This window comes from Serratia sp. JSRIV002 (assembly GCF_019968725.1).
GTDB classification, from domain to species: domain Bacteria; phylum Pseudomonadota; class Gammaproteobacteria; order Enterobacterales; family Enterobacteriaceae; genus Chania; species Chania fonticola_B.
Map to the genome: position 1 here is coordinate 33411 of NZ_CP074145.1, position 21016 is coordinate 54426.

The following is a 21016-nucleotide window of genomic DNA, read 5'->3' on the forward strand; positions in this document are numbered from 1 at the left end:
CCTGTCTGGTTCAGCGCGTGACGTTCATGGTGCGTGTGATTTCCACCCCATAGTCATTAATGATGCGCAATGCGACCTGCTGAACCTCCCCGTTCACAGGCCAGCTGGCCTCTGAAAACGGCGGGATCAGATCCGCCTGCGGGATCACGGTGCGTTTCGCGCCTCTGAGTATCGCGGCCTGGCTGACGTTGGCATAGTAGCCGGTAGGATTATCGACGCGCAAAGCGTTGCCAACCTGGCGTAGACTGAGTCGATCGATGATGTGGTTGGCATCGCCGACCAGCCCGATGGGGCGATAGAAAACCTTCAGCCGATTGGTGACCAACAGCAGCAGTTTGTTCTTATTGCTGTCCGTCTGGCGCACCGCAGGCACCTGCAGGAAGTTGAGGTAGAACAGCGATTCGCGATCGCGCGGCAGCGGCAGGCCGACGAACGACAGCCGCACCATCTGCCCGCTATGCGGGGCCATACGGAAGATTTGCGGCGAGGCGACAAAAGGTGCATCGGCGTTTTCCGGTGCGGACTTGGGGTTATTGATGTCGAGCCAGACTTGCATCAGCGCCGGTATGTCGTCGTCGTTGGTAAAATGTAACGTTTTATCACGTGCTTCAGCAGGGTAAATCAATCGATTACCGAGCAACGTGACGCTGGCCGACGTGTAGGTGACAGCAAAACTCATCAGGCAAAGCGACAGGGCAGCCCATCTGCGGGCGGTACGGGTTATCTGTGGCATAAACGTGAACCGATAAAAGGGAACCAGTCGGTCAGCACCACCCGGCGACGAGCTGTACTGGTATCAGTTGGGATTGAATGCGAACACCAACTTATTTATAGGTAATGGCATATTGTGCAGTAGCAATTACCGCCCCTGCAGTCACATTATTATCTTCTGCATAATAACGAGCGATAAGATTCTGCGAGGTTGAACTAGCACCAGCAACAAGTTTCATATCAGACGTAGTGACGCTGGAACCGTTGGCGAATGAAAGCGGCGTAGTGGCGTCGCTGTCCAGCAGTTGAATGGACACCTTAGTCGCATCGCCCGCATTGCCCAAGTTTCCGTTTTCGGTAGGATTGTTAGCTGTTAACACGGTTTTTATCGTAGTATCACTACTCGAAAAATTACATCCAGTCACGTTAACCGTAAAAGTTGTATCACCGGTTGTGGAACCTTTTGTTGCAAGTTTACTTTCAGCGACAGTCGGTAATAGGACTACTGGGTTGGACTCGCTTCCGTTAACATTCACCGAACATGTTTGCGTAGTAACCTCACCTTGAAACTGCACTGTATTAGTTGATGCTGCGATACTTGCATTAGAGATAATTATAGATAGTGGTAAAGCTGAATTAAATCTCATACAAACGCCTCTCATTTTTTTAACTACACACGTTGAGCTCAATAAGTAAAGCACTCATTTTATTACTTTGCATCACATTGAAATAACTGATTAATCAAGCCATATACAGAACAAATACAGCGTAGTTCCCGCGAGACCATTGAGTTACTGACGTCTAACCGGTGACCAATCTCGGCCTGACTAACTTTGTCTTCATACAACAGGGTTGTCAGGTATCGTAATCCTGCACATAACTGCTAATATTTCGGAGTTACTCGCTCATATTTAGTCGGAAGATCAGGATAACTTATCGGTAGCTAACCGTTCCCCCGCCCCCACATGACCGAGCATCGCAGAGTCCGCCAAGTTAACATTCCTTCTTTATCCCAAAAATACTCATAATTTCAAGTTTATGATTGTATATTCCATCACTTATAATTAACCTGATTGATATTTTACATTTCGTAGAAAGATGGCAAGGTAATGTGCCCTCCCCGTTTCCGTTTAGTAAACATGCCATTCTGGCACAAATAATTACTTGTACTTTCATTGTCACAATGTACAAAAATATTATTTCATACATCATATTAATGATACTTCCATAAGTCTATTATATTGTCACTGCCCTTTTTTTGTTATATGTTCGAATTAATTTTTAGGGGTTATGGGGGCAAGGCATCCGCATGAGTATTCATTAATTAGCCACCGACCTAAAACCGGCCAGCAAAACACGCTCCAAAAATTCAGGTTTCATCAGACAACGCCTCTGTTTCATCGGTTGTGTCGCATTAAGGAGTCGTTAGGTAAGATACTGTTTTTTGAAATGTTACCTGACTATGCCTCTGATCCGAAAACCCTTCAGTCGTCTGCATTATCCCATTGATGTGATAGCCCTGTGCGTCCGCTGTTACCTGGCTTACTCACTGAGCCTGCGAAACCTCGAAGAGATAATGGCAGAGCGTGGAATTGTCCTTGACCACTCGACATTGCACCGTTGGGTCATCCGTCTGGTACCGCTGCTGGATAAGGCCTTTCGCCGACATAAACGTCCCGTGGGGCGTCGATGGCGAATGGATGAAACCTATATCAAAATCAAAGGGCGGTGGAAATATCTGTACCGTGCGGTAGATACTTCAGGCCAGACTATCGACTTCCTGCTGGCCGCTAAACGGGATACCACAGCGGCGCTGCGCTTCTTTCGCAAAGCCATTCGTCATCACGGCGAACCCGAGGTGGTGACCATTGATAAAAGTGGAGCCAACACGGCAGCGCTGACTACACTCAACACCGACAAACCAGAAGAAGAAACCATTACTGTCAGACAGAACAAGTATCTGAATAATCTAGTTGAACAAGATCACCGCAACATCAAACGCCGCATACGCCCGATGCTGGGATTCAACTCGTTTCGACGAGCACAGACGATCCTGGCCGGCATCGAACTGATCTATATGATACGAAAAGGACAATATCAACATCCGCAAAGTGAGGGATTGTCGCCTGCGGGACAATTCTACTTGCTGGCTGCTTAAATAACCGACAGAGCAACTTTTGCCAACTTCATATCACTAATGCGACAGAATCGTTTTACGTTTACGGACTTCTTGCCCTAACAGGATCCTGGTCATCTCAAAATTGGCGTTAGTGTTAGACATATATTCAAGCCTATCTCTTATCTGGAGATACAGCTACTGTCTGGTGTTTCAGGGGGCTAGATCAGCCGTAAACCCCTCTACTTCAAGTAGGATTAATGGCGTGATATCACACCATTAATCATTATTCCTACGCTTCGCCTCAATCACGGCCAGATCGTTGCCAGACAATACAGGTAAAGAATATTGTTGTACCAGGGAACACCACTAAAAGCGGTACAGGGGTTATTGGGGCATGAAAAAGCGGAAAGTACCGAGGTCTATACGCGGGTGTTTGCACTGGATATTGTGGTCAGCCGCCAGGTGCAGTTTACGCTGCCATCACAGGAGGCGCTCGCCATATTACGGGGGGCTCCTCATCACTACGGTGTGGTAGACAAGGGACAATGAGGTGTGAAGGGTTAAGCGTATCCGGAATAGGCGTTCATGCAAAACCAGAAAAAGCATTCATGTTCCGTCAGAATGCGTGTTCATGATCGGCCAGGATCTGCAAGGTGGATACACGGGAGTAGAGCGAGCTACGATAGCTGAAGAACGTCACTTTCTCTCAGCGTCTTAGCTCCCGCCGCAGGCGGGCTACTGCCCGGAAATGCGTTGACGCCAGGGTTACAGCGATGGAGATCGCCGCATTCATCAGCACTGTCGCGTGCCCGTCCCAGTGCTATCCGAAGTGCTTCCACGCAGGCCGGATTTCTATCTTCATCCCTTTCCCTTCCCGCCAGCAAACTCTTGCCGTGCCAGGGCCAGCAGTTCGCCCTGCAAGTTACGGTTTTCATCCCTGGCGCCCTTCAGCTCCGCCTTCGTCTCTTTCAACTGCGTCGTCAGATGTTCGCCGGTGGCGGTCAGGCGGGCCACCTGCTCGCGTAGCGGCAGCGCTTCGGCCCGCAGCTCACGGACCTCTGCCAGCAGACGGTCACGCTCGGTGACCACCTCACGCAGCACTGCCAGTTCGCTCTCCAGTGTTGCCACCTGCGCCAGGGCGGCGTCGCGCTCCTGGTCAGCTTGGGCGATATCCGCATCGGCCTGCTCACGCGCCGCCAGGGTGTCCGCATTCGCCTGTTTGCAGGCCGCCTGCCATAGCAGTCCCAACTGGCCAGTGAGCAACTGCAGCAGTTCTGGCGGCAGCGCCAGGGTCTGTTCGCTGGCCAGCTCCCGCTGCCGGGCGCGGAACGCGCGCATCACCGGGGAGATGTGGGACAAAGAGCCGCCACCGAGGTGCTGGCGTACTTGCTCGTTGGTCGGGTTCGAGGTGCCGGCGGCGATGAGGGCGGCGGCGGCGTCCTCGATGCGGCGTACGGTGTCGTGGGGAAGGCTGCTCACGATGTCATCTCCAGGATGAGGGGGTAATGGCGACAGTGTAATCGTTGTGTAGAATAAACACAATACATTCAATACATACAATACATACAATACATATAGTGCATACAATACAGTCTGTGTATGTACTATGGGTATTACATACAGACTGTACGCCTTTTCTCCGTCAGATCCGTTTTCGGGTATTTTCGGCAACCCGCCACCCTGCCCCCGAAAATACCATATCTAGTAGCCTTGTCAGCTGATAGGGCCACTACATGTGGTGGTTTACCCCGCCTGATCCGGTTCACACCTCTCACGCTTTACGATTAATATGATTCCGAAATATGGTATTATTCCTTAAGTCGGAAGTAGTAAAAGGATCCATAAGGATCCTCACGACGAATTACTTTGCGTGCAGTGGGATGCCCGTTGAGCGATAATTTTAAGCAGCAGCGCGCATGAACATTGCCAGAGGCTAAAAAGTACGCGTTTTAGGACAAGATTGTGCTACGTGAAATCTGAACGTCGACGTGGGGCGTAGATGGGCAGATTTTACGTAGCGCACCCTAATGAAAATGGGTCATTGCGTCAGGTGGGCAAATGTGTGAAAGCCGACTGAGCGACGTGTTCGCTTTTCCCGGATGTAACCATGTCATCGTTGTCACTGGACTCATGCCATACGGGCAACACCATGAACACCATGACAACGCATTGGCTCAGGTCTGAGTAGGAAGGGAGCATCGCTTGGCATGCTGCAGTCATCAATTCGAGCCGAGGAGGGATTGTGGCCCATGGAAATTAATTCTGGGTACCGACAATGAACGATCATGACAACTACCGTGCGCAACTGGTGACCACCGGCACGCCAACTGGCCAGGTCACACCGCTGTTGGCCCCGCAGAATTATCAGCACGCGCTGGCATTACGTAAAATGGCGCTGATCTATGATGAACTGCCTCGCTATCTGCTGGCCCCGGAAGTCGCTGCGCTACTCCATTACCTGCCTGACTGGCCACAGCATGCGCTGATCAACCTGCTGTGGAATACCGGGGCCCGGATCAATGAAGCCCTCTCCCTGAAGCGCCGGGACATTCGGCTCACGGTTGAAATGCCGCATATCATCCTGCGTACTGCCAAGCAAAGGCGCAACGGCCCCGGACGTCCGGCCAAAGGCAAGTCGGCCAACCGACTCATTCCGCTGACCGATCCGCAGTTTGTGGATGAGCTGCGCCGATTGTTCGCCAGTACCAAGGAACAGTTTGAGATCGACGCACAAACGGGTGAACGAACCCCCTTGCCGATTTGGCAAACCACCGATCGCACGGTACGCAACTGGCTCACGAAAGCCGAGCGCCAGGCCAACAGCGAGGGCATTCATTTTAGCGTGCCGGTGACCCCGCATGTTTTTCGGCACAGCTACGCGATGCATATGCTCTATCAGGGCACGCCGCTGAAGGTGTTGCAGGGGCTGATGGGCCACGAAAAAGGGGAAAGCACAGAAGTGTATACCCGGGTGTTTGCGCTCGATATCGTGGCCAACCGCCAGGTCCAGTTCACGCTGTCGACGCAGGATGCGCTCACGATGATACGGGAGGCGGAAGCGTCTGTTTTGCGTCGTTGACGCAGCAACGGTTCTAAAATCCGGGGGCTTCGGCTCGCGTCTGCGTACGTTGATCACACTCGAGCATCATTTCAGTATGTTATAGCGATAAAGTAGCGTGCCAAAATCTTGCTTCATGCTGACAAAAAGCAAGATCTCGATAGTCTTGCCGTCAAAATCGTAGAGCACGCGATACTCGCCGTCGACATCAAGCCTTTCACGCAGCATCAACCCCCTGTCTGAAAGGTAGACGTTAAAGCGGTATCTTTCAGGATCCTGGATAATGTTAGCGACTGACTCCATCAGCAGGTTATCAACGAAGTTGGCGGCCTGTTGCGCCCCGACCGTTCCGCTTTTGTAGGATTCAATATCGGCCAGGCACTGGTAAGCCACAGGCGCGACGGTGATGGAAAACGAGTTAGTTTCTGGCGGCACGCAACCTCCCCAAGACGTCTTCAGGGGTCATGCCTTTGCCCTCTGCGATCTCTTTTTTCGCTTGCATTGCCAGCTTAAAAAGGGCGTTGATATTTCGGTCTTGCTGCATTTCTCTGACTTCGGCTTCACGTTCTGCGGCAGTCTGGATAAACAGTTCTGCCACACCGTTTTTTGTCACGTAAACCCCCCCTTCAAAGGTTTCTGCATTGCCAAGACTGTCTCTGGCGAGTTTTTGGGACATGGTTTGAGTCATCGTTTTCTCCACATAAAAGGCGATCCCGTGGCGGGAACGGTCATCTCGCCTCAGGTCAGGTTGTACGGAAACACACCGCGGCGTACTTGCTTGCGCCTGCGCGTCCGCATATTAAAAGGATAACACGGGCGGGGTTTAATCGTGTACATATTTGCACGCCATTGAACCTTGTCACATGACCACTGGGGGACCGCTAAACGGGGGGTTTAGGGTTTTTGGCGGCTACAAAGTCAATTGTGGCTCTGTTGGCGATAAACACTCTCTGACGGGATGCGGACGCTGTCCTTTGCCTATCATGAAATAGATCCACGGGAACGAGGAAAAGTTTCCACATATAAAAACGTTATTTTTTTGATAAAATACAATTAGTTAAAAAGTAAATGGAGGATTAAAAAGAATAAAAAATATCCTTCGGATATCGGCTTATGATCTTCGAAAATTCAATCCCTTCTTATATGTCCTTATGATCACGTCGGATTGTCTTTTGCTGACATACGTCACGCTTATGCCTTATTTGTCTCATTATGCGCTTTAATGGTTGTTTTGCGCTTTTATTGGTGTTTTACTATAAAGATGCAAAAATACGAATAAGGTATAATATGGACCTCAAGTCAACGCTGGATCGTTGTATAGAACGCGGTCAATTTATGACGCAGGAAATCGCTAAAGCACAATTTGGTAACGACAGCCCAGAAGCTCGAGCGATTACCAGGCGTTGGCGGATCACTGAAGCTTCAGATCTTGTGGGTGTCACGGCGCAAACGATCCGAAACTATGAAGAGTCAGGGAAGTTACCCTCCCCAGAGACTGCGATGATCGGACGTGTTGAGCAACGCACCGGATACTCAATACAGCAAATTAATGCAATGAGAGATGTGTTTGGTACCCGCCCAGCAAGGCCGGCTGGACAGGATCCTGTTGTCCTTGCGGTAGCCGCTCATAAAGGGGGGGCTTATAAGACATCCACATCGGTACATATTGCTCAATGGATGGCATTACAGGGGTTACGTGTCTTATTAATCGACGCCACGGATCCTCAGGCTACCGCGTCACTTTATCATGGTTATGTTCCAGATTTGCACATTCACCCGGAAGATACCCTTCTCCCTTATTATATGGGGCAGCGTGACGATGCAGCTTATGCCATCAAACCAACATGCTGGCCTAACTTGGACATCATTCCATCCTGCCTAGCTGTACACCGCATCGAATCTGAAATTTATCCGTTGCATGATTCCGGGAAACTCCCTGTTGCACCGCACCTTCTTCTTCGGGCTGCCATTGAATCTGTTTGGGACAGTTATGATGTGATTGTGTTGGACAGTGCTCCAAACCTTGGGATAGGGACAATTAATGTCGCCTGTGCCGCCGATGTCATTGTCGTTCCTACACCGGCGGAACTGTATGACTATGTCTCTACTCTGCAGTTCTTTACCATGTTGCGAGATCTGATGCTCAATATTGACTTGAACGGTTTTGAACCAGATGTTCGCGTCCTGATTACGAAATTCAGCAATGCAGTCGGTAGCCAATCTCAATGGATGGATGACCAAATCCGTAACGCGTGGGGCGGGATGGTTCTGAAGGAAGTTGTACGTGTGACTGATGAAGTCGGCAAAGGTCAAGTGAGGATGCGTACCGTTTTCGAGCAAGCGGCGAATCAACGTTCAACGCCGGCTGCTTGGCGTAACGCTGTGGCTATTTGGGAACCAGTTTGTGCTGAGATCTATAATCGGTTAATCAAAACGCGTTGGGAGAATGCATAATGAAAAGAGCCCCTGTATTACGTCATGCACCGACAATAAATTTTGATGAAGCTAATTCGGTCTCGGTCAGGGAGAGCGGTCTCTCACCTTCTGCACCTGCAGTCAGCCAACTTTCTTCACGTGTTAGCGCGATGAAAGGAAGCAGTATCACCCTGCCGGTATGTGGGGAGGACGTTATCTTTGTTCTGAAAACCATCGCTGCGGACCAGATAGAAGTCAGAACTGCCGTCTATGCCGGCAACGAGCGTCTTCAGGACTTATTGACAGAATCTTCCCTCGATGATTTGTTGCCCTCGTTTCGGTCGTCAGGTCAGCAGTCCCCAGCTTTTGGGCGCAGTCAGAATGGTCTTATCGAAATTGCAGATGGTAGTCGACGTCGTAAGGCCGCAATGTTGACTGGCAGTGAGTACAAAGTTCTCGTCGGTGAGTTGAGCGATGCGCAAATGCGCTGGCTATCCCAAATTGGAAATGATTATCGTCCGACCAGTGCATATGAGCGTGGGTTACGCTATGCCCGTCGGCTCTTCTCTGAATTTAGTGGGAACGTCAGCCATCTCGCTGAGGTAGAGAACATATCCCGCAAGATTATTCAGCGCTGTATAAAAACCGCTGAACTGCCAATTGAAACCTTACAGTTGTTTGCGAATCCCAATGAACTGAGCGCCCGTAGTGGTGAAATGCTCTATAGGTTCCATAAATCTGATTTAACTGAGCTTAAGAAGCTGATCCAGGCGCTGCGCGCACAGCAATCTGAAGGTGTTACATTCAGTAGCGAAGAACTGCTAAAACGTCTGATGCCTGTTACCAGGACAAAATCACAAGTCACGGTGCGTAAGTTTGCCGTCGGTATTGAGGCGAAATATTCTGACAACTCAGTTTCCTTTAATCTGACGGATGTGCCTGCTTCTCTTATTGAACGTATTGAAATGCTACTCGCCGATCATTCAAAATTACAGAAGCACTGATCCTTGAAGTGGGACCACGGTCCCACTTGTCAGTTATCCCTCTCCTATCTTAGTATCTATTGAGATATATCGTTAGGTGGGACCGTGGTCCCACTTGATGGCTAGACGTTATGGTCACCCCCGTTTTTACAGTACTGATACTAAAAATATTGTTGTCCTGTGTGAATCTATCCTGCGTCTGAATGAGCCATATGCTTGTGCCTTGATGAGTTCTACGCCTGATTAAAAGGGGGGCACTGATGATCTTGGAGTAGGGGACGACGATGCTGGCGCCAGCCATGGCCAGACGGTAGTACTCAAGACGTTGCGTTCTAATCGGCAGGTCTGATTGACCACAACTACGGTCAGCGTGTGGGCGGCATACCTTAATATGTCCACCTCCTTCATTCGGGTGACCTGCGCACCTATGGCTTCACATCCTAGGTATATCATGAGGTTGAGACCGATCTTCTCCAGCTTGGCTTGATGGCTACCACTGCAGACCATCAACTTGACGCCTTCTTTCCGTGTGTTATCTTTGACGTCCTGCGCCAGTCGTGAGAAAAACGGATCGTCGAGATTGCCGGGGAGCAACCCCCAACATGTAGCCGCTTCTTTTTACCAGCGCCAACGCGGTCGCATTCCGGTGATAGTTAAACTCCCGCATAGTTTTTTCAACCCGTTTGCGTGTCACAGGCTCAACGTGGTGGTGTGGTTGAGGTGGTCACGGATATTCCTGCGCGACGCGCAACTTATTTCATGGTGACCATGTCATATCCTGTCGGTTTTATTCTGGTCAAATTCCCGGTTAAGTGCAGTTACTCAGGATGTTAAGGATGTCGCTGCGCTCAGTTTTCCTCACCGCCTTGCGGCAGACGATCATTTGCCCGGATCTTCCTCAGCGGTTGTTAAATCACACCTGCAACCCGATGACATATTGGCAGCCCCCGCTGATGGCGTGGCGGCGGGCGGAGCCCTGCCTTTGCTAAGGAATAACAGCTTCGTCCAGAATCAGTTATTACTTACATGGTGCGTCTTGGCTTGTTGGATAAAATCCACGATCCGCGCTGACACTGCCAGACTATGAATTGGCGGCGAATCTGTCCGCCCTCCTTATTGAGTCAGCCTTCACTCCATCGTCAGCAGTTACTCCCTCCCTCCGCTTAACAGTCGCACCGTGCCGGAAAAATTCAAGCCACCGACTGCTGTGCCCGTTCGCATTCCTTCCCCCTGGTCAGTCATTTGCGCTGCGGCCTTGCGTCCGGAGCTGGATTTTTTCCTTATGGCCCGTTGCGTCCAGCGCGGTATGGCGGGAGCACACCGCAGATCGCCACAAAGGAAGGAACACCAGAATGACGCAGCTGACCCTGGATATACTCGCGCCAGCCAATACCCCTGATCGGTTACGCCACGTTGGCCAGAACGGCTATGACCATTACCGCCGGGAATTTATCCGGTTGTTTCGTGAAACGGCGCGCTATCACCACCGACATGAGGTTTTCCGCGATTTTGCAGAAATGGCGACACTTGCCGTGCAGAACGTTTTTCTTCGCAGTCCTGATCTGGAAAAAGAGTATCTGGCGATTGCCGGTCGCTATCAACCTGATGATGTTCACCGGATGACTCAGTTGCTGGGGTGTCTCACTGGCGCTCTGGAGTGTCAGCCGGGTGACTTTCTGGGCCAGCTCTTCATGGAACTGGAGATCGGCTCAGACCATATGGGCCAGTTTTTCACACCTTATCATCTGTCTGCCCTGTTGGCTCGCCTCACCGCCGGTGATGTACTCAGCGAGCTGGAACACAAGCCGTTCATTACGTTGCAGGAACCGGCAGTTGGGGCAGGCAGTATGGTGATCGCATTTGCTGAAGTGCTTGCGGAACAGGGCATCAACTATCAGGACAAGCTATTCGCCAGTTGCATGGATATTGATGCGACTGCAGCACATATGTGTTACTTGCAACTGTCCCTTCTGGGGATACCTGCAGAGGTTGTGATTGGCAACACGCTGACCCTAGTCGTTCGCCGGACTTACCGGACGCCGATGTGGTATGTCGGAAATTGGCAGGAGCGCCTGGGAACGGCGGATGTTATTGATGCACTGTGTCGGTTTCTCAAAGGCTGAAGATCCCGGGGCAGTTGCCCCGGTTTTCATGGTGCTTTCAGGGGGCATAAGCCCCCGGCGCGTTAGCCAGTCTGGCCAGATGACCGGTCCCATAAGGATGCCCGCCCCGGCGGGCCTGTACCGCACATCTTGTCTTCCCGAGTGCTCCTTCCGTGTAGACGTTATCTCCTGCCATCGCTTAAACGGTTGCACCGTGCCGTCAAAAATCAAGCCGCCAGCTGCGGCACCCGTTCGCACTCCTTCCTTTTCAGTCAGTCATTTGCGCTGCGGCTTTGCATCCGGAGCGTGACTTTTGCCTGATGGCCCGTTGCTGACCGTCGCTCATGGCAAGAGACAACGACCCTCCTTCGAAAGGAGGAACGCCAGAAGAAAGTTTTTTAAGACCATCATGCGAAGGAGAATTTTATGAACGATCGCCAGGTAGTTCAAAGCCTGCTGCAGGCACTGACGGATAAGCTGCTGATTTCATCCCCTGAGTTCGCCGCCGCGTTGGCACATTTCAATATCACCACAACGTATCAGAGCGTTAAAGGCGATCCTGACTGGGCGGGCTTGTTCGGGCGTGAAGGCTGTTTTTACGTGGATGTCTTTAACACCGAGCATCCAAAAGGCCTGCGCTATGAGTTTAACTGCCCGGACGACGCGAAAGCCTTCTCCGACGGCGCGCGTGACGGGGAGGTGACCCTGTGAGCCTGTATGACCAGAGGAAACACACGATGACATTTCAGACCTTTCACAGCCTGACCAGTGCGCTGAACCACACCATGGCAAAGCAGGAACTGCTGGCCTTGAACTGGCCTACGTCACTCCACCTTGAATATGGCCAGCAGTGGGGTCAGAGCGACGGGGTGGTTTTCCACGGCACTCTTTCCAGTGCTGACCTGCTTCGAATTATTCCGGGGCTGCGAGGGAAGCGTTATCTGTCCAGGTGCAATGCGCGGGCGTTATTCACGGCTGTGAGGGAGCAGGGCATTCGTGTGCAACTTGAACTGACACAAAGCTGGTACAGCCTTTCCTGGGATACTCGACTGGCTGATGAGGGCTTTTCTGATGAGATGGAAATGCTGGAAAAGCGTCTGCTGCAGGCGCTGCGCGAACAGTATGAATGTCTGTGTCACAGCGTGAATATGCTGGGCTATAAGCTCACGGAAGGGACGTACCCGGCAGAATATGATGAGAACCTGTTCACTCGGGCGACCGCGAACATCACCCTGGAAGCCGTGGCTGTAGACCCGTGCGACTGTGGCTACTGTGATACGGATGAAGCCATTCTGGAGGAATATATCAGGATGATCCTGGACGATAATGCGCGTGTGGTTTCCGTCCGGTTTCAGGTGAAGTGTGCGGGCCAACTGATGGCGGAGTCCTGGGCCAGTGAGGTCGTCATCCTCCCTGGGCAGCCGGTAAGAAAGTGGGTCTGCCGTTCAGAAATTCAGTATGTCGCAAACGAAGCCCGCCACGCCACTACTGATCAGGTGCAGGCCTTCCGCAGTTTTGTACATGCCGCCTGATCCCCGGCACTCCCGGGTCGCTCCCCAGCGGCCCGTTTTCCCCCTGCCGGATACCCCCGGCGTTGAGCCGGTGTTATCCGGAGTCAAAAAGGCCGCGCCCGTACCGGTCGCCTTCTGTCGCCGTGCCGGCGGAAGGTGATTTTTCCCGCGATACGTTTTGTGCCAAGGGTGGCTGACGCCGTGCCCAGACCTTAGCCCGGGCTGCGTGCGTAACAAGGGAAGCTTCGCCGCGTTCCTCACCCGTTCACGTCAAAAATCAGCGCATTCTGCCCTGATTTTCGCCTGCGCTGCGGCTTGCGGGCGCGCCCTTGTTTCCCCCGCTGACCGCCCGGTCTGGTTAGTGGTTACGGCGACAGCCGTATCCACGAACCTTTATGGGAGAAAGAACGATGCCGAATTGGTGTGCCAACCGAATTAAACTCACCGTGTCTGCGTGTGTGCAGGCCGAGGTAGAAGCCTGGGCGAACGGGACGATGTACCCGTATTACAAACGTGCCATCAATCAGAGTGTCCACATGTTCATCGCTGGCGTGGCCGGGCGACTGAAGCCGGGTATCGAGATGCAGTATCTGCCGTATCCCGCGCTGACTGCGCATGGCAGCACCGAGCCGACAGAAGCCTCACTCGCTTTCGGGGGATGGATCGAGATGCTGGAGAGCAATGTTTGGCTTGATAAGTCCTGTTGTCATTATATTGACCAGTATTATCGGGCAACGGGGCTTGCCGGGCTGAAGTGGGATAACCACCAACAACCAGCGATGAGTTGGAGCCGTTAAGCTCCACTTGGTAACCGCCAATCTCAAGCACCAGGCCATTCGGCAGCTTGCAGCCCACTGTCACTAATTCAGACATTCGTTAACCCCCCAACATTGAAGCAATGCCCAGAGGCTGGCGAATAATCGCGCCCCAGGTGCCGCCTGATTTTTTCTGCTTCCAGCTTGACTCTTCCACCACCACGGCATGAGCGCGCATCTTTTCAGTGAATGAGCAATAAGCGGTGTCCTGCTCGCCCAAGCGATCAGCGATTAGTTGGACCATTTCACCGGCATCCGTTGCGTATTCAATGGCTGTCTCAACACGCAGGTTAGGGAAGTTTTTCTTAAGCTGATCGGAGACGTTCACGTTGTACATGTTGGTCTTAGTCAGGTTAACTTCTGCTTCTGGGGACATAGCCAGAGTCATCGAGTCAGTGCGCTCAATCAGACCCTTAGTCTGCGCGATCAGGCGAGCATACAGGCGACCAGCAATATCGTCGTAAACCGCCTGGCCGTCTTTGTCTGCCCACTTGACACTGCCGCCCGCGCCGGTTGCCACCCTGGTCAACGCTGAAGAATGTAGGCAGCGAGACGATGTCAGTCATTAGGTTTGTCGCCGTCGTTGGGATGACCAAATTCAGGCCGGTAAACGTGACCTCTGATTTCTGTCTTACTGCAATAATGCCTGATGGACCCTGAACACCTTGCGGGCCCTGCGGACCGGTTGCGCCCTGAGATGCAAGTAATGCCCACTTGGTGTCACCAGGAAGGCCAGTAGGAGCGCTGTTTGTATTTGGGGCTATGCAGAAGTATGAAGCGCCGTTGTAACCTACCGCATCATCAATCACGTATGCGGTAGCGGATGACCAAGTGCCTTTCCATTCCAATTCTGCTGGGCCAACTGGACCTGTGGGACCTTGCGGACCGGTCGGGCCTTGAGGACCTGCAACACCAACGCCAAACCCTTCTGGAACTAATGCCATTTTCAAATCCTCAGTTAATCGCAGCATTGCCACGCTTGTCAGAGTTGCGCTGCCACTTCTCGTCTAGTTCCGAGCCGCCAAGACAGGAGATCACCTCGATGGTTGACGCCAAATCTATGCTTCTTGTCGGGTAAGCATTACGCAGCAGCCTCGAAATGCCGCTCTGTGATGCGTGTCGCATATAGTCAATTTTTGATTATAAATACCTTGCCGCATAATCACTTTTTGATTATATTGGTTCCATCGACAACGAACTGAGGCAATAACATGAAACTCTTCCACGGCTCATACAGCAGCACTGCACCGGTTATCAAGGTTGGCGCTTTCGCAATGACTGGTGACAACGTGTTTGATGGCCTGTTTGCCAGCGTTGACGCCGATGTTGCTGGTTCTCACGGTGATAACGTTTATGCCTACACTGTCGAGAAGGTGGCTACCAGCGCCGACCTGAGTGACCGTATCGAAGAGGTTGTTGCTTTCCTGGCTACCGAAGTCACTGCCGATGAAGATGAGATCGAAGCACTGGCTAACGCTATCGCTGACGACGAGTGTGATGATTCGTTCGAATCTATCTTGGAGCCTCGCTCATCTGCTGGCGGTTACGCTGCTGCAAGTTGGGAAATGCAGCGTCTGCGTGGCTGCGTGGCTGCATACCTCGGCTTTGATGCTGTAGAAATGGACGACGAGCACGGCACTTCTTACCTCATCGTTAACCCTTCAATTACTGCGGAGTAATACAATGAATAATGACAATTTGGTATCAGGTAGAACCTTGCTGGGATACATCAATATTTTCCATAATGGCAGCCAAGCTGATTTTGCTCGGCATATGGACGTAACACCGCAACAGGTTACCAAGTGGATTAGCGGGGAGTGGATAGTCGTTAATCACCAGCTTTTTAGCCCGAAACGGGATGTTCCTGAAAACATCTCTGGTGGCGAATCTGCTGGCAACTAACGTTATTTCCGCCTATCTTCGATTTCCCTGATTGCCGCCTTGTCCCGGTTGCACTGGCCCAGCGCCACGAATAGCTGGGCATTCAGAACCAGGCTATCACCGTATAGCAACGGGTTCGGTGTTTTCGGTACCGGCGTGGACGCAGTCAGCTCAGGGTTTATCTTTGGCGGGTACACCGGTACGGGCTGAGTTTTCGAGCATCCGGAGATTATCAGTAGCGGCATCAGGGACAGTACGAACAGCACACTCATCGTTTTTGACCGCCTTTCTGATATAAACAATTCTCGTCTCGCCCTCATCAGCAAGTTTCTGTTTGTCTTCATGGGCGGCCTTTGAAGTGGCGTACATTAGGTCAATAGCAGTGAGTACGCTGGTAGTGACTGCCTGCGCGGTTGCTACATCTCGCTGTGCGGCTGTGTACTTGCCGTGGTAATGGAACGCCGAGTAGCCCAGCCCGCCGACCATCGACACAATGACGATGACAATGGGGATTAGGTATTTGATGCTCATACCAACGCCCCGCCAGCCTTCTTGTACTGAGCCAGCAGCAAATCCAATTTGTGCTCCGGTTGCCCATATCCAGCGCCAGGCAGTGAAGCCCAAATGTTCCGGCACTTGCTGATAGCTGATGCAATGTTATCGACGTCGAAAATGACACGGGAAACCGCCGCTTCAATTACTACCCCTATGCGGCCGCATTTTTCAGGCGGCTGACAGGGCGCGGAAAAGTGACCGGTAAAGCACTGAAATCTATTGTCGGCATCATATGGAACCCCCGCGAGAGGCTGGCTACGTTGGGAGATTACGAAATGGCATTTGATACGTTGATCCGAACCCGTGGCGAGTATTGCCCGACGCCATTGTGCAGTTCAACACGACACTGGCTGTTCCCTGAGGTGGCGTTTCAGCGGATGGAGCGTGACCGACAGCGAGCCAGGCTGAGTGCGCATAAGTCCGGCATCAAATCCCGCCGCCAGTGGGAACGGCTGCGAGAGCAGGAGGCGATTCAGTATCATCGTGTTGTGCAGCTGGCTGCCCTGGATTTGAATTTCCAGAGTCCGGATACCTTCAGCCAGTGGAACAAGCGGCATCCGGATCTGAAGGAAGTTGACTGGCTGAACATGTTCTGGCGCTGGCAACCGCGTTTTCCAACACTTGCTGAACTGGAATGGCTGCGTTATGGCTCAGAATCGCTGTTCACACTGGTGCTGAATCTGGCGGCGACTGTCAGGGATACTCCTGAGGTGATCCGGGCACAGGAACGGCTGTACGTACCGAATAAACTGGGTTATTCAGGCTGACAGTGTTGTGTTTTGCACCTGAAGCTCCTTTGGGAAGGGACTATCTGAGTAATCGGGCAGTTCCTTTTACTCTTCTGTCTGCCTCAAAACTGCGCCTCTGCGCTTGCATCTGCCGTTCCGGCAGTGCCGCTTTCACTGGCCGTCACGGACGGCCGCTAAGGAAAGCCGGTAAACCGGCTTTTTCCGGCGCCCATGTTCACCCCGTTGTCAGCGGTGTTCACTTTTGCTGTGACTGACGCTGCCCTGTTCTGGTCCATAAACAAGGGTCCGGCTGAAGCCTGATGCCTGCACCCGTTCGCACTCCCTCCCGCTGGTCAGTCGTTTGCGCTGCGGCTTTGTCATCCCCCTTGTTTCCGTCCCCGATGGAACAGGGCGGTCATGTGTCACAGCAACGTGCTCCCCGCCTTCCGGAAAGGGAAAAAGAGGACACCAGAAAGAAGCCGAAGGAGGCCATGATGACTACGACCGCAGCGACCATTTTCCAGACTGAGCAGATAACACGTATTGAAATCTCCCACCCACGCCAGCGCCAGGTGTTCGTGCCGCGCCTGTTCGCTACGCCGTTTGGCGAGCAACTGGTGCAGTCATTTCTGGACAGACACAGCAACTACGAGGGCGGCATGTGGCAGTTCTGGGAAGTGCCGTGCGGGATTAGCGGCCATGTCGGCCCATATACAGACATCATCACTACCCGCCCGACCGGGTATATGACCCCACCAGAGGGAACCTACCGGCTGAGCATTCCAGGCAATTATTTTGATGAATACGTCTCCGCAGACGCTGCCGGGATCATTGCCACGCTTTTCGTACTTAACCAACTGTGTTGGAAGACTTCCGAGATGGGGCCGCAGTACGCGCAGACCTGCCAGGGCCTGGTTGACCGTCAGGACGCCCTGAAAGACTACGTAAGCATTATTGAGCATCCGGAACGCAGCAAAATTTTCCGCGCCATTGACTGACACAGCCAGGACCCGGGCAGGGTGCCCGGGTTCAATAAGGAGAACTAGAACATGATCAAAGCATCAGTAGTTATGGAAGGGCTGACTATTCTGGCCCGATGGCTTGAAGGCAATATCAACTGTGAATCAGAAATCTGTTTTGATGACCCGGAGGTCGGGACGGATTCCGAAAAAAGCCTGCCCTGCGTGGAAGCCGCGCTGGCACTGATGTCCGCTACGTTACCCAATGACGGGCAGGAACCCAGCAGTGAGATCCGGATTCGTGCTCAGGGGGAATCCAACAGTTATGTGCTGCTAAAAGATAATACCTGGTTTGCTCTGGTACTGATGAATGGCGAAATGACCACGAACCGACAGGAAGGTTGTTTACGGGCGGTGGTCGCGGGGCTGAATAACGGGCACGGAGCTGAATAAGATGGCTGATACGATGACGGGGGTCAGGGTGCTGACCGCGATGGCCATCGAAAGAGACTGGCCCACTTTCCGCGAGCCCGATAACGCTGACCGATCAGCAGTCGCCGCTGAGACGCTCTGCTACTTCGCTCGCCAGACAGGGCTTGCGCGCAGCGATGAATCCGTGGACACCATCATGGTGGATCTGATTACCGATTTCAGGCACCTGTGCGACAGGCTGGACATCGACTTTACGGCGTTGTTGACTGTTTCCGCGATGCATCATGACGATGAATCTGACTGCTGATCTGCGGCCCCTGCTGAAGCCCCCGCGCATCGAGCGCGGGTACTTCAGAACCCTGTCTGCCTGGGTTGTGCCAGTGTATCAGGTTAGCATTCTCTGGAGCATCTCTAAGGCTTTCGACTTACTGGTCTGAGGCCGTGCCATTAGAGGCATCAATCCCCGCACGGAAAGCGTGATCGTGGCCAGCTCGATGGCGCGCTTTACTTCTGGCGCGTTTTCGTAATCTTTGTAAGAACGCAGGCACACGCCCAGCTCCTCTGCGGCCCTATCACTGCTCCAGCCCAGGCTTTTTCGCCATAATCTGAGTTCAAATCCAGTCATAAAAAATCTTAAAAAGGTGCAAATATTGCACTTATTTTAACTCAATATTCAATCGGATATCGAGGCTTTAAAGCACAATAATCACCAAAATTCAAACCCGTCTGGGCCCCTTCGGCTCCCCGGTGAACCGGGTCGTCGCCTGCACTTCGCAGGGTGTCCCCGTGGTGGCCACCCAGCTCCGCGGAGCCAGGGCGTGGCCTGTCTCCGTCCCGTTGGGATAGCAAGCGATGCCTGAAGGGCGGCGTGAGCAGCTGCCGTTCCGGCAGCGCCACTTTCACTGGCCGTCACGGACGGCCGCTAAGGAAAGCCGGTAAACCGGCTTCTTCCGAAGCCCATGTTCACCCCGTTGTCAGCGGTGTTCACTTTTGCTGTGACTGACGCTGCCCTGTTCTGGTCCATAAACAAGGGTCCGGCTGAAGCCTGATGCCTGCATCCGTTCGCACTCCCTCCCGCTGGTCAGTCGTTTGCGCTGCGGCTTTGTCATCCCCCTTGTTTCCGTCCCCGATGGAACAGGGCGGTCATGTGTCACAGCAACGTGCTCCCCGCCTTCCGGAAACGGAAAAAGAGGACGCCAGAAAGAAGCCTAAGGGCTCAACCAGTGAGGAAATAACCAATGACAGCAATGGCATTTTGGAGCAAATCAAGTGAATTCGACGGCTGGCGCAAAGCGCATTTTGTGGACGGAGCGTGGCGAACTATGGTCTCGCCGAAGACGCTGGATGAGCTGAATACTCGCGGCGATTACTGGGAGCTGGTGACGGTGGAAGAAGCTATAGAGCGCTTTATACGGAAAAATTATCAGCCGGTGTCTGAAATCACGGAAGCGCGGTTTATGGACATGCTGGAAGTGCTTCCGCCGCTCAACTGGCGGGGAACGGCAGACAGCCAGTCATTCAAGCTGAGCGAAATGTACAGCGGAAACATCACTGATATTTTTGCCCAATATGGTACGCGCTACTTCCAGATGCGCAACCACGCCTCACTCACACACGACGAAATTATAGAAAAGGTTAAGGCGTTTATTTATGCCGAAGGGATTGCCGCGTAAGCGGCAATAAAAAAGCAGAGCGGGCGCTCTGCTTTATCACGCCGGTCTGTTCGAGCAGGCCGGTCACTACAAGTCTTAGATGGAGTTACATCATGAAAGACCGTTTTATCCTCGCATGTCAGGAATATTTTGTAAAGCCGCGCGAAAGCGCGGAGGTGAGAAAGCAACATCGGGTACAGCGTGACACCGTCACAGAAGAGAGCATCTCGCCACGCGTGAAGGCGCTGGGGCGTCATATCGCCCGCTGTCAGCGCAAGCGCAAGCCTGTGCGCATCCCGGCACTGAACGTGGTGGAGTGGGGGCAGTTGCTGCGCTCACTGGAGATTAAGCGGGCGTATGCCTGATACCTGTGCCGTCCTCCGGGGCGGCATTTTCTGACCCGTCCGGGAGTCACCGGCATCGAGCCGCTGACTTCCGGAAACGAACGCCTGCTGCGACGGAGTATACAATGAAAAAGATTACAGAGGGCGCGCCTTATGGCGTCACGGTTATTCAGCTTGAAAACTGCGATGAGGCGCTTTACCTGCATGGAAATTACCTGGCGTGTGCCGATTTTGCTGAAAGAGATGATCCCGTCTGCGGTGTTGGAGAACACCTGGCGGAGACGTTGGGTGTTCCGTTTAAGCTCCTGACCCTGCCCGCTCCGGAAAACGAAGAGTGGGCCTGGAATGATGTTGTTGAGTTGCTGGGATGGGGAAAAACGCTCACGCTGGGCGCGAGCGTGATGCGCCCTGTTCTTGAATGCTCCACCTCCCATATTACGCTTGCTGACATCCATCTGTTGGGTGATCTGACTTGCGACACGTCTACCCGGGAATGGATCCATGACACAGGCGTCGGATTCATGATCCGTCTTGATGCTGTCAGATCCCCCCTCCTGAAGCTGAAACAAAAAGGGCTGTCAGGTGCTGCGCGCTGGGTTATCTGGCAGGGCATAAAGCAGGGCAATATCAGCATGATCTATTTTTCTGCTGTGGGAGATGAACTGGACGGTCTAGCGACATTCGACTGGTAATCATTTTGCCCCGGACTCCGGGGCAATGTGTTTCCCGAACAGCATAATTTTCCGCGTAC

Annotated in this window: 24 protein-coding genes and 4 pseudogenes; 18 read left to right on the forward strand and 10 right to left on the reverse strand. The window is 52.7% G+C overall.

Features of this window, described 5'->3' with window-relative positions; genetic code table 11:
* Positions 1-10: 10 nt before the first annotated feature.
* Complete coding sequence (locus KGP26_RS29345) at positions 11-733, reverse strand: molecular chaperone (RefSeq protein ID WP_223665760.1); 723 nt, start codon at positions 731-733, stop codon at positions 11-13.
* 91 nt (positions 734-824) lie between these two features.
* Positions 825-1358, reverse strand: coding sequence for a fimbrial protein (locus KGP26_RS29350; protein ID WP_223665761.1), 534 nt, complete (start codon positions 1356-1358; stop codon positions 825-827).
* Between the two features lie 815 nt (positions 1359-2173).
* On the opposite strand from KGP26_RS29350, the gene KGP26_RS29355 reads away from it, so the two are divergent.
* Positions 2174-2869 carry an IS6 family transposase gene (locus KGP26_RS29355; RefSeq protein ID WP_223665750.1) on the forward strand — a complete coding sequence of 232 codons (696 nt, stop codon included), beginning with the start codon at positions 2174-2176 and terminating at the stop codon, positions 2867-2869.
* 309 nt (positions 2870-3178) lie between these two features.
* Entirely contained in the window at positions 3179-3379 is a 201-nt protein-coding gene (locus KGP26_RS29360; protein ID WP_223665762.1) for a hypothetical protein, read from the forward strand.
* A gap of 309 nt (positions 3380-3688) precedes the next feature.
* Here KGP26_RS29360 and KGP26_RS29365 read toward each other — a convergent pair whose 3' ends face one another.
* Positions 3689-4309, reverse strand: a complete 621-nt coding sequence (locus KGP26_RS29365) for a DNA-binding protein (protein ID WP_179249220.1) — start codon at positions 4307-4309, stop codon at positions 3689-3691.
* 796 nt (positions 4310-5105) lie between these two features.
* On the opposite strand from KGP26_RS29365, the gene KGP26_RS29370 reads away from it, so the two are divergent.
* A complete protein-coding gene (locus KGP26_RS29370; RefSeq protein ID WP_181375076.1) occupies positions 5106-5909 on the forward strand; it encodes a tyrosine-type recombinase/integrase in 804 nt (267 codons plus the stop codon).
* A 66-nt stretch (positions 5910-5975) separates the two neighbouring features.
* Here KGP26_RS29370 and KGP26_RS29375 read toward each other — a convergent pair whose 3' ends face one another.
* On the reverse strand, positions 5976-6323 hold the full coding sequence (locus KGP26_RS29375) for a type II toxin-antitoxin system RelE/ParE family toxin (protein ID WP_223665763.1): 348 nt from the start codon (positions 6321-6323) through the stop codon (positions 5976-5978).
* Complete coding sequence (locus KGP26_RS29380; protein ID WP_065685884.1) at positions 6307-6576, reverse strand: hypothetical protein; 270 nt, start codon at positions 6574-6576, stop codon at positions 6307-6309. The genes KGP26_RS29375 and KGP26_RS29380 overlap by 17 nt, the downstream gene beginning before the upstream one ends.
* Before the next feature lie 599 nt (positions 6577-7175).
* Between KGP26_RS29380 and sopA the strand changes: the two genes are divergently transcribed.
* Together sopA and KGP26_RS29390 are read left to right on the forward strand one after the other, a co-directional pair.
* Positions 7176-8342, forward strand: a complete 1167-nt coding sequence (sopA, locus tag KGP26_RS29385) for a plasmid-partitioning protein SopA (protein WP_074032299.1) — start codon at positions 7176-7178, stop codon at positions 8340-8342.
* Complete coding sequence (locus tag KGP26_RS29390) at positions 8342-9307, forward strand: ParB/RepB/Spo0J family plasmid partition protein (RefSeq protein ID WP_223665764.1); 966 nt, start codon at positions 8342-8344, stop codon at positions 9305-9307. The genes sopA and KGP26_RS29390 overlap by 1 nt, the downstream gene beginning before the upstream one ends.
* Before the next feature lie 229 nt (positions 9308-9536).
* Here KGP26_RS29390 and KGP26_RS29395 read toward each other — a convergent pair.
* A pseudogene (locus tag KGP26_RS29395) lies at positions 9537-10020 on the reverse strand (transcriptional regulator); the annotation flags it as partial.
* Positions 10021-10638: 618 nt separating this feature from the next.
* Here KGP26_RS29395 and KGP26_RS29400 point away from each other — a divergent pair.
* From KGP26_RS29400 to KGP26_RS29415, 4 genes are all read left to right on the forward strand, one after another.
* Positions 10639-11409, forward strand: a complete 771-nt coding sequence (locus tag KGP26_RS29400) for an N-6 DNA methylase (protein WP_223665765.1) — start codon at positions 10639-10641, stop codon at positions 11407-11409.
* Between the two features lie 405 nt (positions 11410-11814).
* Positions 11815-12099 carry a hypothetical protein gene (locus KGP26_RS29405; RefSeq protein ID WP_223665766.1) on the forward strand — a complete coding sequence of 95 codons (285 nt, stop codon included), beginning with the start codon at positions 11815-11817 and terminating at the stop codon, positions 12097-12099.
* Positions 12100-12125: 26 nt separating this feature from the next.
* Complete coding sequence (locus KGP26_RS29410; protein WP_223665767.1) at positions 12126-12920, forward strand: hypothetical protein; 795 nt, start codon at positions 12126-12128, stop codon at positions 12918-12920.
* A 515-nt stretch (positions 12921-13435) separates the two neighbouring features.
* Positions 13436-13696, forward strand: coding sequence for a DUF1281 domain-containing protein (locus tag KGP26_RS29415; RefSeq protein ID WP_245399455.1), 261 nt, complete (start codon positions 13436-13438; stop codon positions 13694-13696).
* Here the strand turns inward: KGP26_RS29415 and KGP26_RS29420 are convergent.
* A pseudogene (locus KGP26_RS29420) lies at positions 13659-13772 on the reverse strand (hypothetical protein); the annotation flags it as partial. The gene KGP26_RS29415 and the pseudogene KGP26_RS29420 sit on opposite strands and share 38 nt — an antisense overlap.
* A gap of 3 nt (positions 13773-13775) precedes the next feature.
* Positions 13776-14240, reverse strand: a pseudogene (locus tag KGP26_RS29425) (DUF2184 domain-containing protein); the annotation flags it as partial.
* Positions 14241-14925: 685 nt separating this feature from the next.
* Between KGP26_RS29425 and KGP26_RS29430 the strand changes: the two are divergent.
* Together KGP26_RS29430 and KGP26_RS29435 are read left to right on the forward strand one after the other, a co-directional pair.
* Complete coding sequence (locus tag KGP26_RS29430) at positions 14926-15393, forward strand: hypothetical protein (RefSeq protein WP_074032235.1); 468 nt, start codon at positions 14926-14928, stop codon at positions 15391-15393.
* A 4-nt stretch (positions 15394-15397) separates the two neighbouring features.
* Complete coding sequence (locus KGP26_RS29435) at positions 15398-15616, forward strand: hypothetical protein (protein ID WP_074032234.1); 219 nt, start codon at positions 15398-15400, stop codon at positions 15614-15616.
* 150 nt (positions 15617-15766) lie between these two features.
* On the opposite strand, the gene KGP26_RS29440 is transcribed toward KGP26_RS29435, so the two are convergent.
* The gene (locus tag KGP26_RS29440) at positions 15767-16126 is read right to left on the reverse strand and encodes a DUF2570 domain-containing protein (RefSeq protein ID WP_223665768.1); all 360 of its coding nucleotides are present in this window, start codon (positions 16124-16126) and stop codon (positions 15767-15769) included.
* A pseudogene (locus KGP26_RS29445) lies at positions 16123-16251 on the reverse strand (lysozyme); the annotation flags it as partial. The gene KGP26_RS29440 and the pseudogene KGP26_RS29445, both read right to left, overlap by 4 nt.
* 3 nt (positions 16252-16254) lie before the next feature.
* Here KGP26_RS29445 and KGP26_RS29450 point away from each other — a divergent pair.
* From KGP26_RS29450 to KGP26_RS29480, 7 genes are all read left to right on the forward strand, one after another.
* A complete protein-coding gene (locus tag KGP26_RS29450; protein WP_223665775.1) occupies positions 16255-16917 on the forward strand; it encodes a plasmid SOS inhibition protein A in 663 nt (220 codons plus the stop codon).
* Positions 16918-17369: 452 nt separating this feature from the next.
* A complete protein-coding gene (locus KGP26_RS29455; RefSeq protein WP_074032232.1) occupies positions 17370-17876 on the forward strand; it encodes an antirestriction protein in 507 nt (168 codons plus the stop codon).
* A 51-nt stretch (positions 17877-17927) separates the two neighbouring features.
* A complete protein-coding gene (locus tag KGP26_RS29460; RefSeq protein WP_223665778.1) occupies positions 17928-18290 on the forward strand; it encodes a hypothetical protein in 363 nt (120 codons plus the stop codon).
* Position 18291: 1 nt separating this feature from the next.
* Positions 18292-18576, forward strand: a complete 285-nt coding sequence (locus KGP26_RS29465; RefSeq protein ID WP_074032230.1) for a hypothetical protein — start codon at positions 18292-18294, stop codon at positions 18574-18576.
* Between the two features lie 931 nt (positions 18577-19507).
* Positions 19508-19942 (forward strand): DUF1419 domain-containing protein, encoded by a 435-nt coding sequence (locus KGP26_RS29470; protein WP_186486719.1) that lies wholly within the window; start codon positions 19508-19510, stop codon positions 19940-19942.
* A 92-nt stretch (positions 19943-20034) separates the two neighbouring features.
* Positions 20035-20286: a hypothetical protein gene (locus tag KGP26_RS29475; protein ID WP_074032228.1), complete on the forward strand. Its 252-nt coding sequence runs from the start codon at positions 20035-20037 to the stop codon at positions 20284-20286.
* A gap of 104 nt (positions 20287-20390) precedes the next feature.
* A complete protein-coding gene (locus KGP26_RS29480; RefSeq protein ID WP_223665769.1) occupies positions 20391-20957 on the forward strand; it encodes a DUF5983 family protein in 567 nt (188 codons plus the stop codon).
* Positions 20958-21016 lie beyond the last annotated feature (59 nt).

Bases quoted from the DNA above. Each gene is read 5' to 3' on its own strand.
- KGP26_RS29460 (WP_223665778.1), top strand. From the start codon at position 17,928: ATGATCAAAGCATCAGTAGTTATGGAAGGGCTGACTATTCTGGCCCGA.
- KGP26_RS29455 (WP_074032232.1), top strand. From the start codon at position 17,370: ATGATGACTACGACCGCAGCGACCATTTTCCAGACTGAGCAGATAACA.
- KGP26_RS29350 (WP_223665761.1), bottom strand. From the start codon at position 1,358: ATGAGATTTAATTCAGCTTTACCACTATCTATAATTATCTCTAATGCA.
- KGP26_RS29405 (WP_223665766.1), top strand. From the start codon at position 11,815: ATGAACGATCGCCAGGTAGTTCAAAGCCTGCTGCAGGCACTGACGGAT.
- KGP26_RS29400 (WP_223665765.1), top strand. From the start codon at position 10,639: ATGACGCAGCTGACCCTGGATATACTCGCGCCAGCCAATACCCCTGAT.
- KGP26_RS29345 (WP_223665760.1), bottom strand. From the start codon at position 733: ATGCCACAGATAACCCGTACCGCCCGCAGATGGGCTGCCCTGTCGCTT.
- KGP26_RS29465 (WP_074032230.1), top strand. From the start codon at position 18,292: ATGGCTGATACGATGACGGGGGTCAGGGTGCTGACCGCGATGGCCATC.
- KGP26_RS29355 (WP_223665750.1), top strand. From the start codon at position 2,174: ATGCCTCTGATCCGAAAACCCTTCAGTCGTCTGCATTATCCCATTGAT.
- KGP26_RS29475 (WP_074032228.1), top strand. From the start codon at position 20,035: ATGAAAGACCGTTTTATCCTCGCATGTCAGGAATATTTTGTAAAGCCG.
- KGP26_RS29480 (WP_223665769.1), top strand. From the start codon at position 20,391: ATGAAAAAGATTACAGAGGGCGCGCCTTATGGCGTCACGGTTATTCAG.
- KGP26_RS29380 (WP_065685884.1), bottom strand. From the start codon at position 6,576: ATGACTCAAACCATGTCCCAAAAACTCGCCAGAGACAGTCTTGGCAAT.
- KGP26_RS29470 (WP_186486719.1), top strand. From the start codon at position 19,508: ATGACAGCAATGGCATTTTGGAGCAAATCAAGTGAATTCGACGGCTGG.
- KGP26_RS29370 (WP_181375076.1), top strand. From the start codon at position 5,106: ATGAACGATCATGACAACTACCGTGCGCAACTGGTGACCACCGGCACG.
- KGP26_RS29430 (WP_074032235.1), top strand. From the start codon at position 14,926: ATGAAACTCTTCCACGGCTCATACAGCAGCACTGCACCGGTTATCAAG.
- KGP26_RS29440 (WP_223665768.1), bottom strand. From the start codon at position 16,126: ATGAGCATCAAATACCTAATCCCCATTGTCATCGTCATTGTGTCGATG.
- KGP26_RS29410 (WP_223665767.1), top strand. From the start codon at position 12,126: ATGACATTTCAGACCTTTCACAGCCTGACCAGTGCGCTGAACCACACC.
- sopA (WP_074032299.1), top strand. From the start codon at position 7,176: ATGGACCTCAAGTCAACGCTGGATCGTTGTATAGAACGCGGTCAATTT.
- KGP26_RS29390 (WP_223665764.1), top strand. From the start codon at position 8,342: ATGAAAAGAGCCCCTGTATTACGTCATGCACCGACAATAAATTTTGAT.
- KGP26_RS29435 (WP_074032234.1), top strand. From the start codon at position 15,398: ATGAATAATGACAATTTGGTATCAGGTAGAACCTTGCTGGGATACATC.
- KGP26_RS29415 (WP_245399455.1), top strand. From the start codon at position 13,436: ATGTTCATCGCTGGCGTGGCCGGGCGACTGAAGCCGGGTATCGAGATG.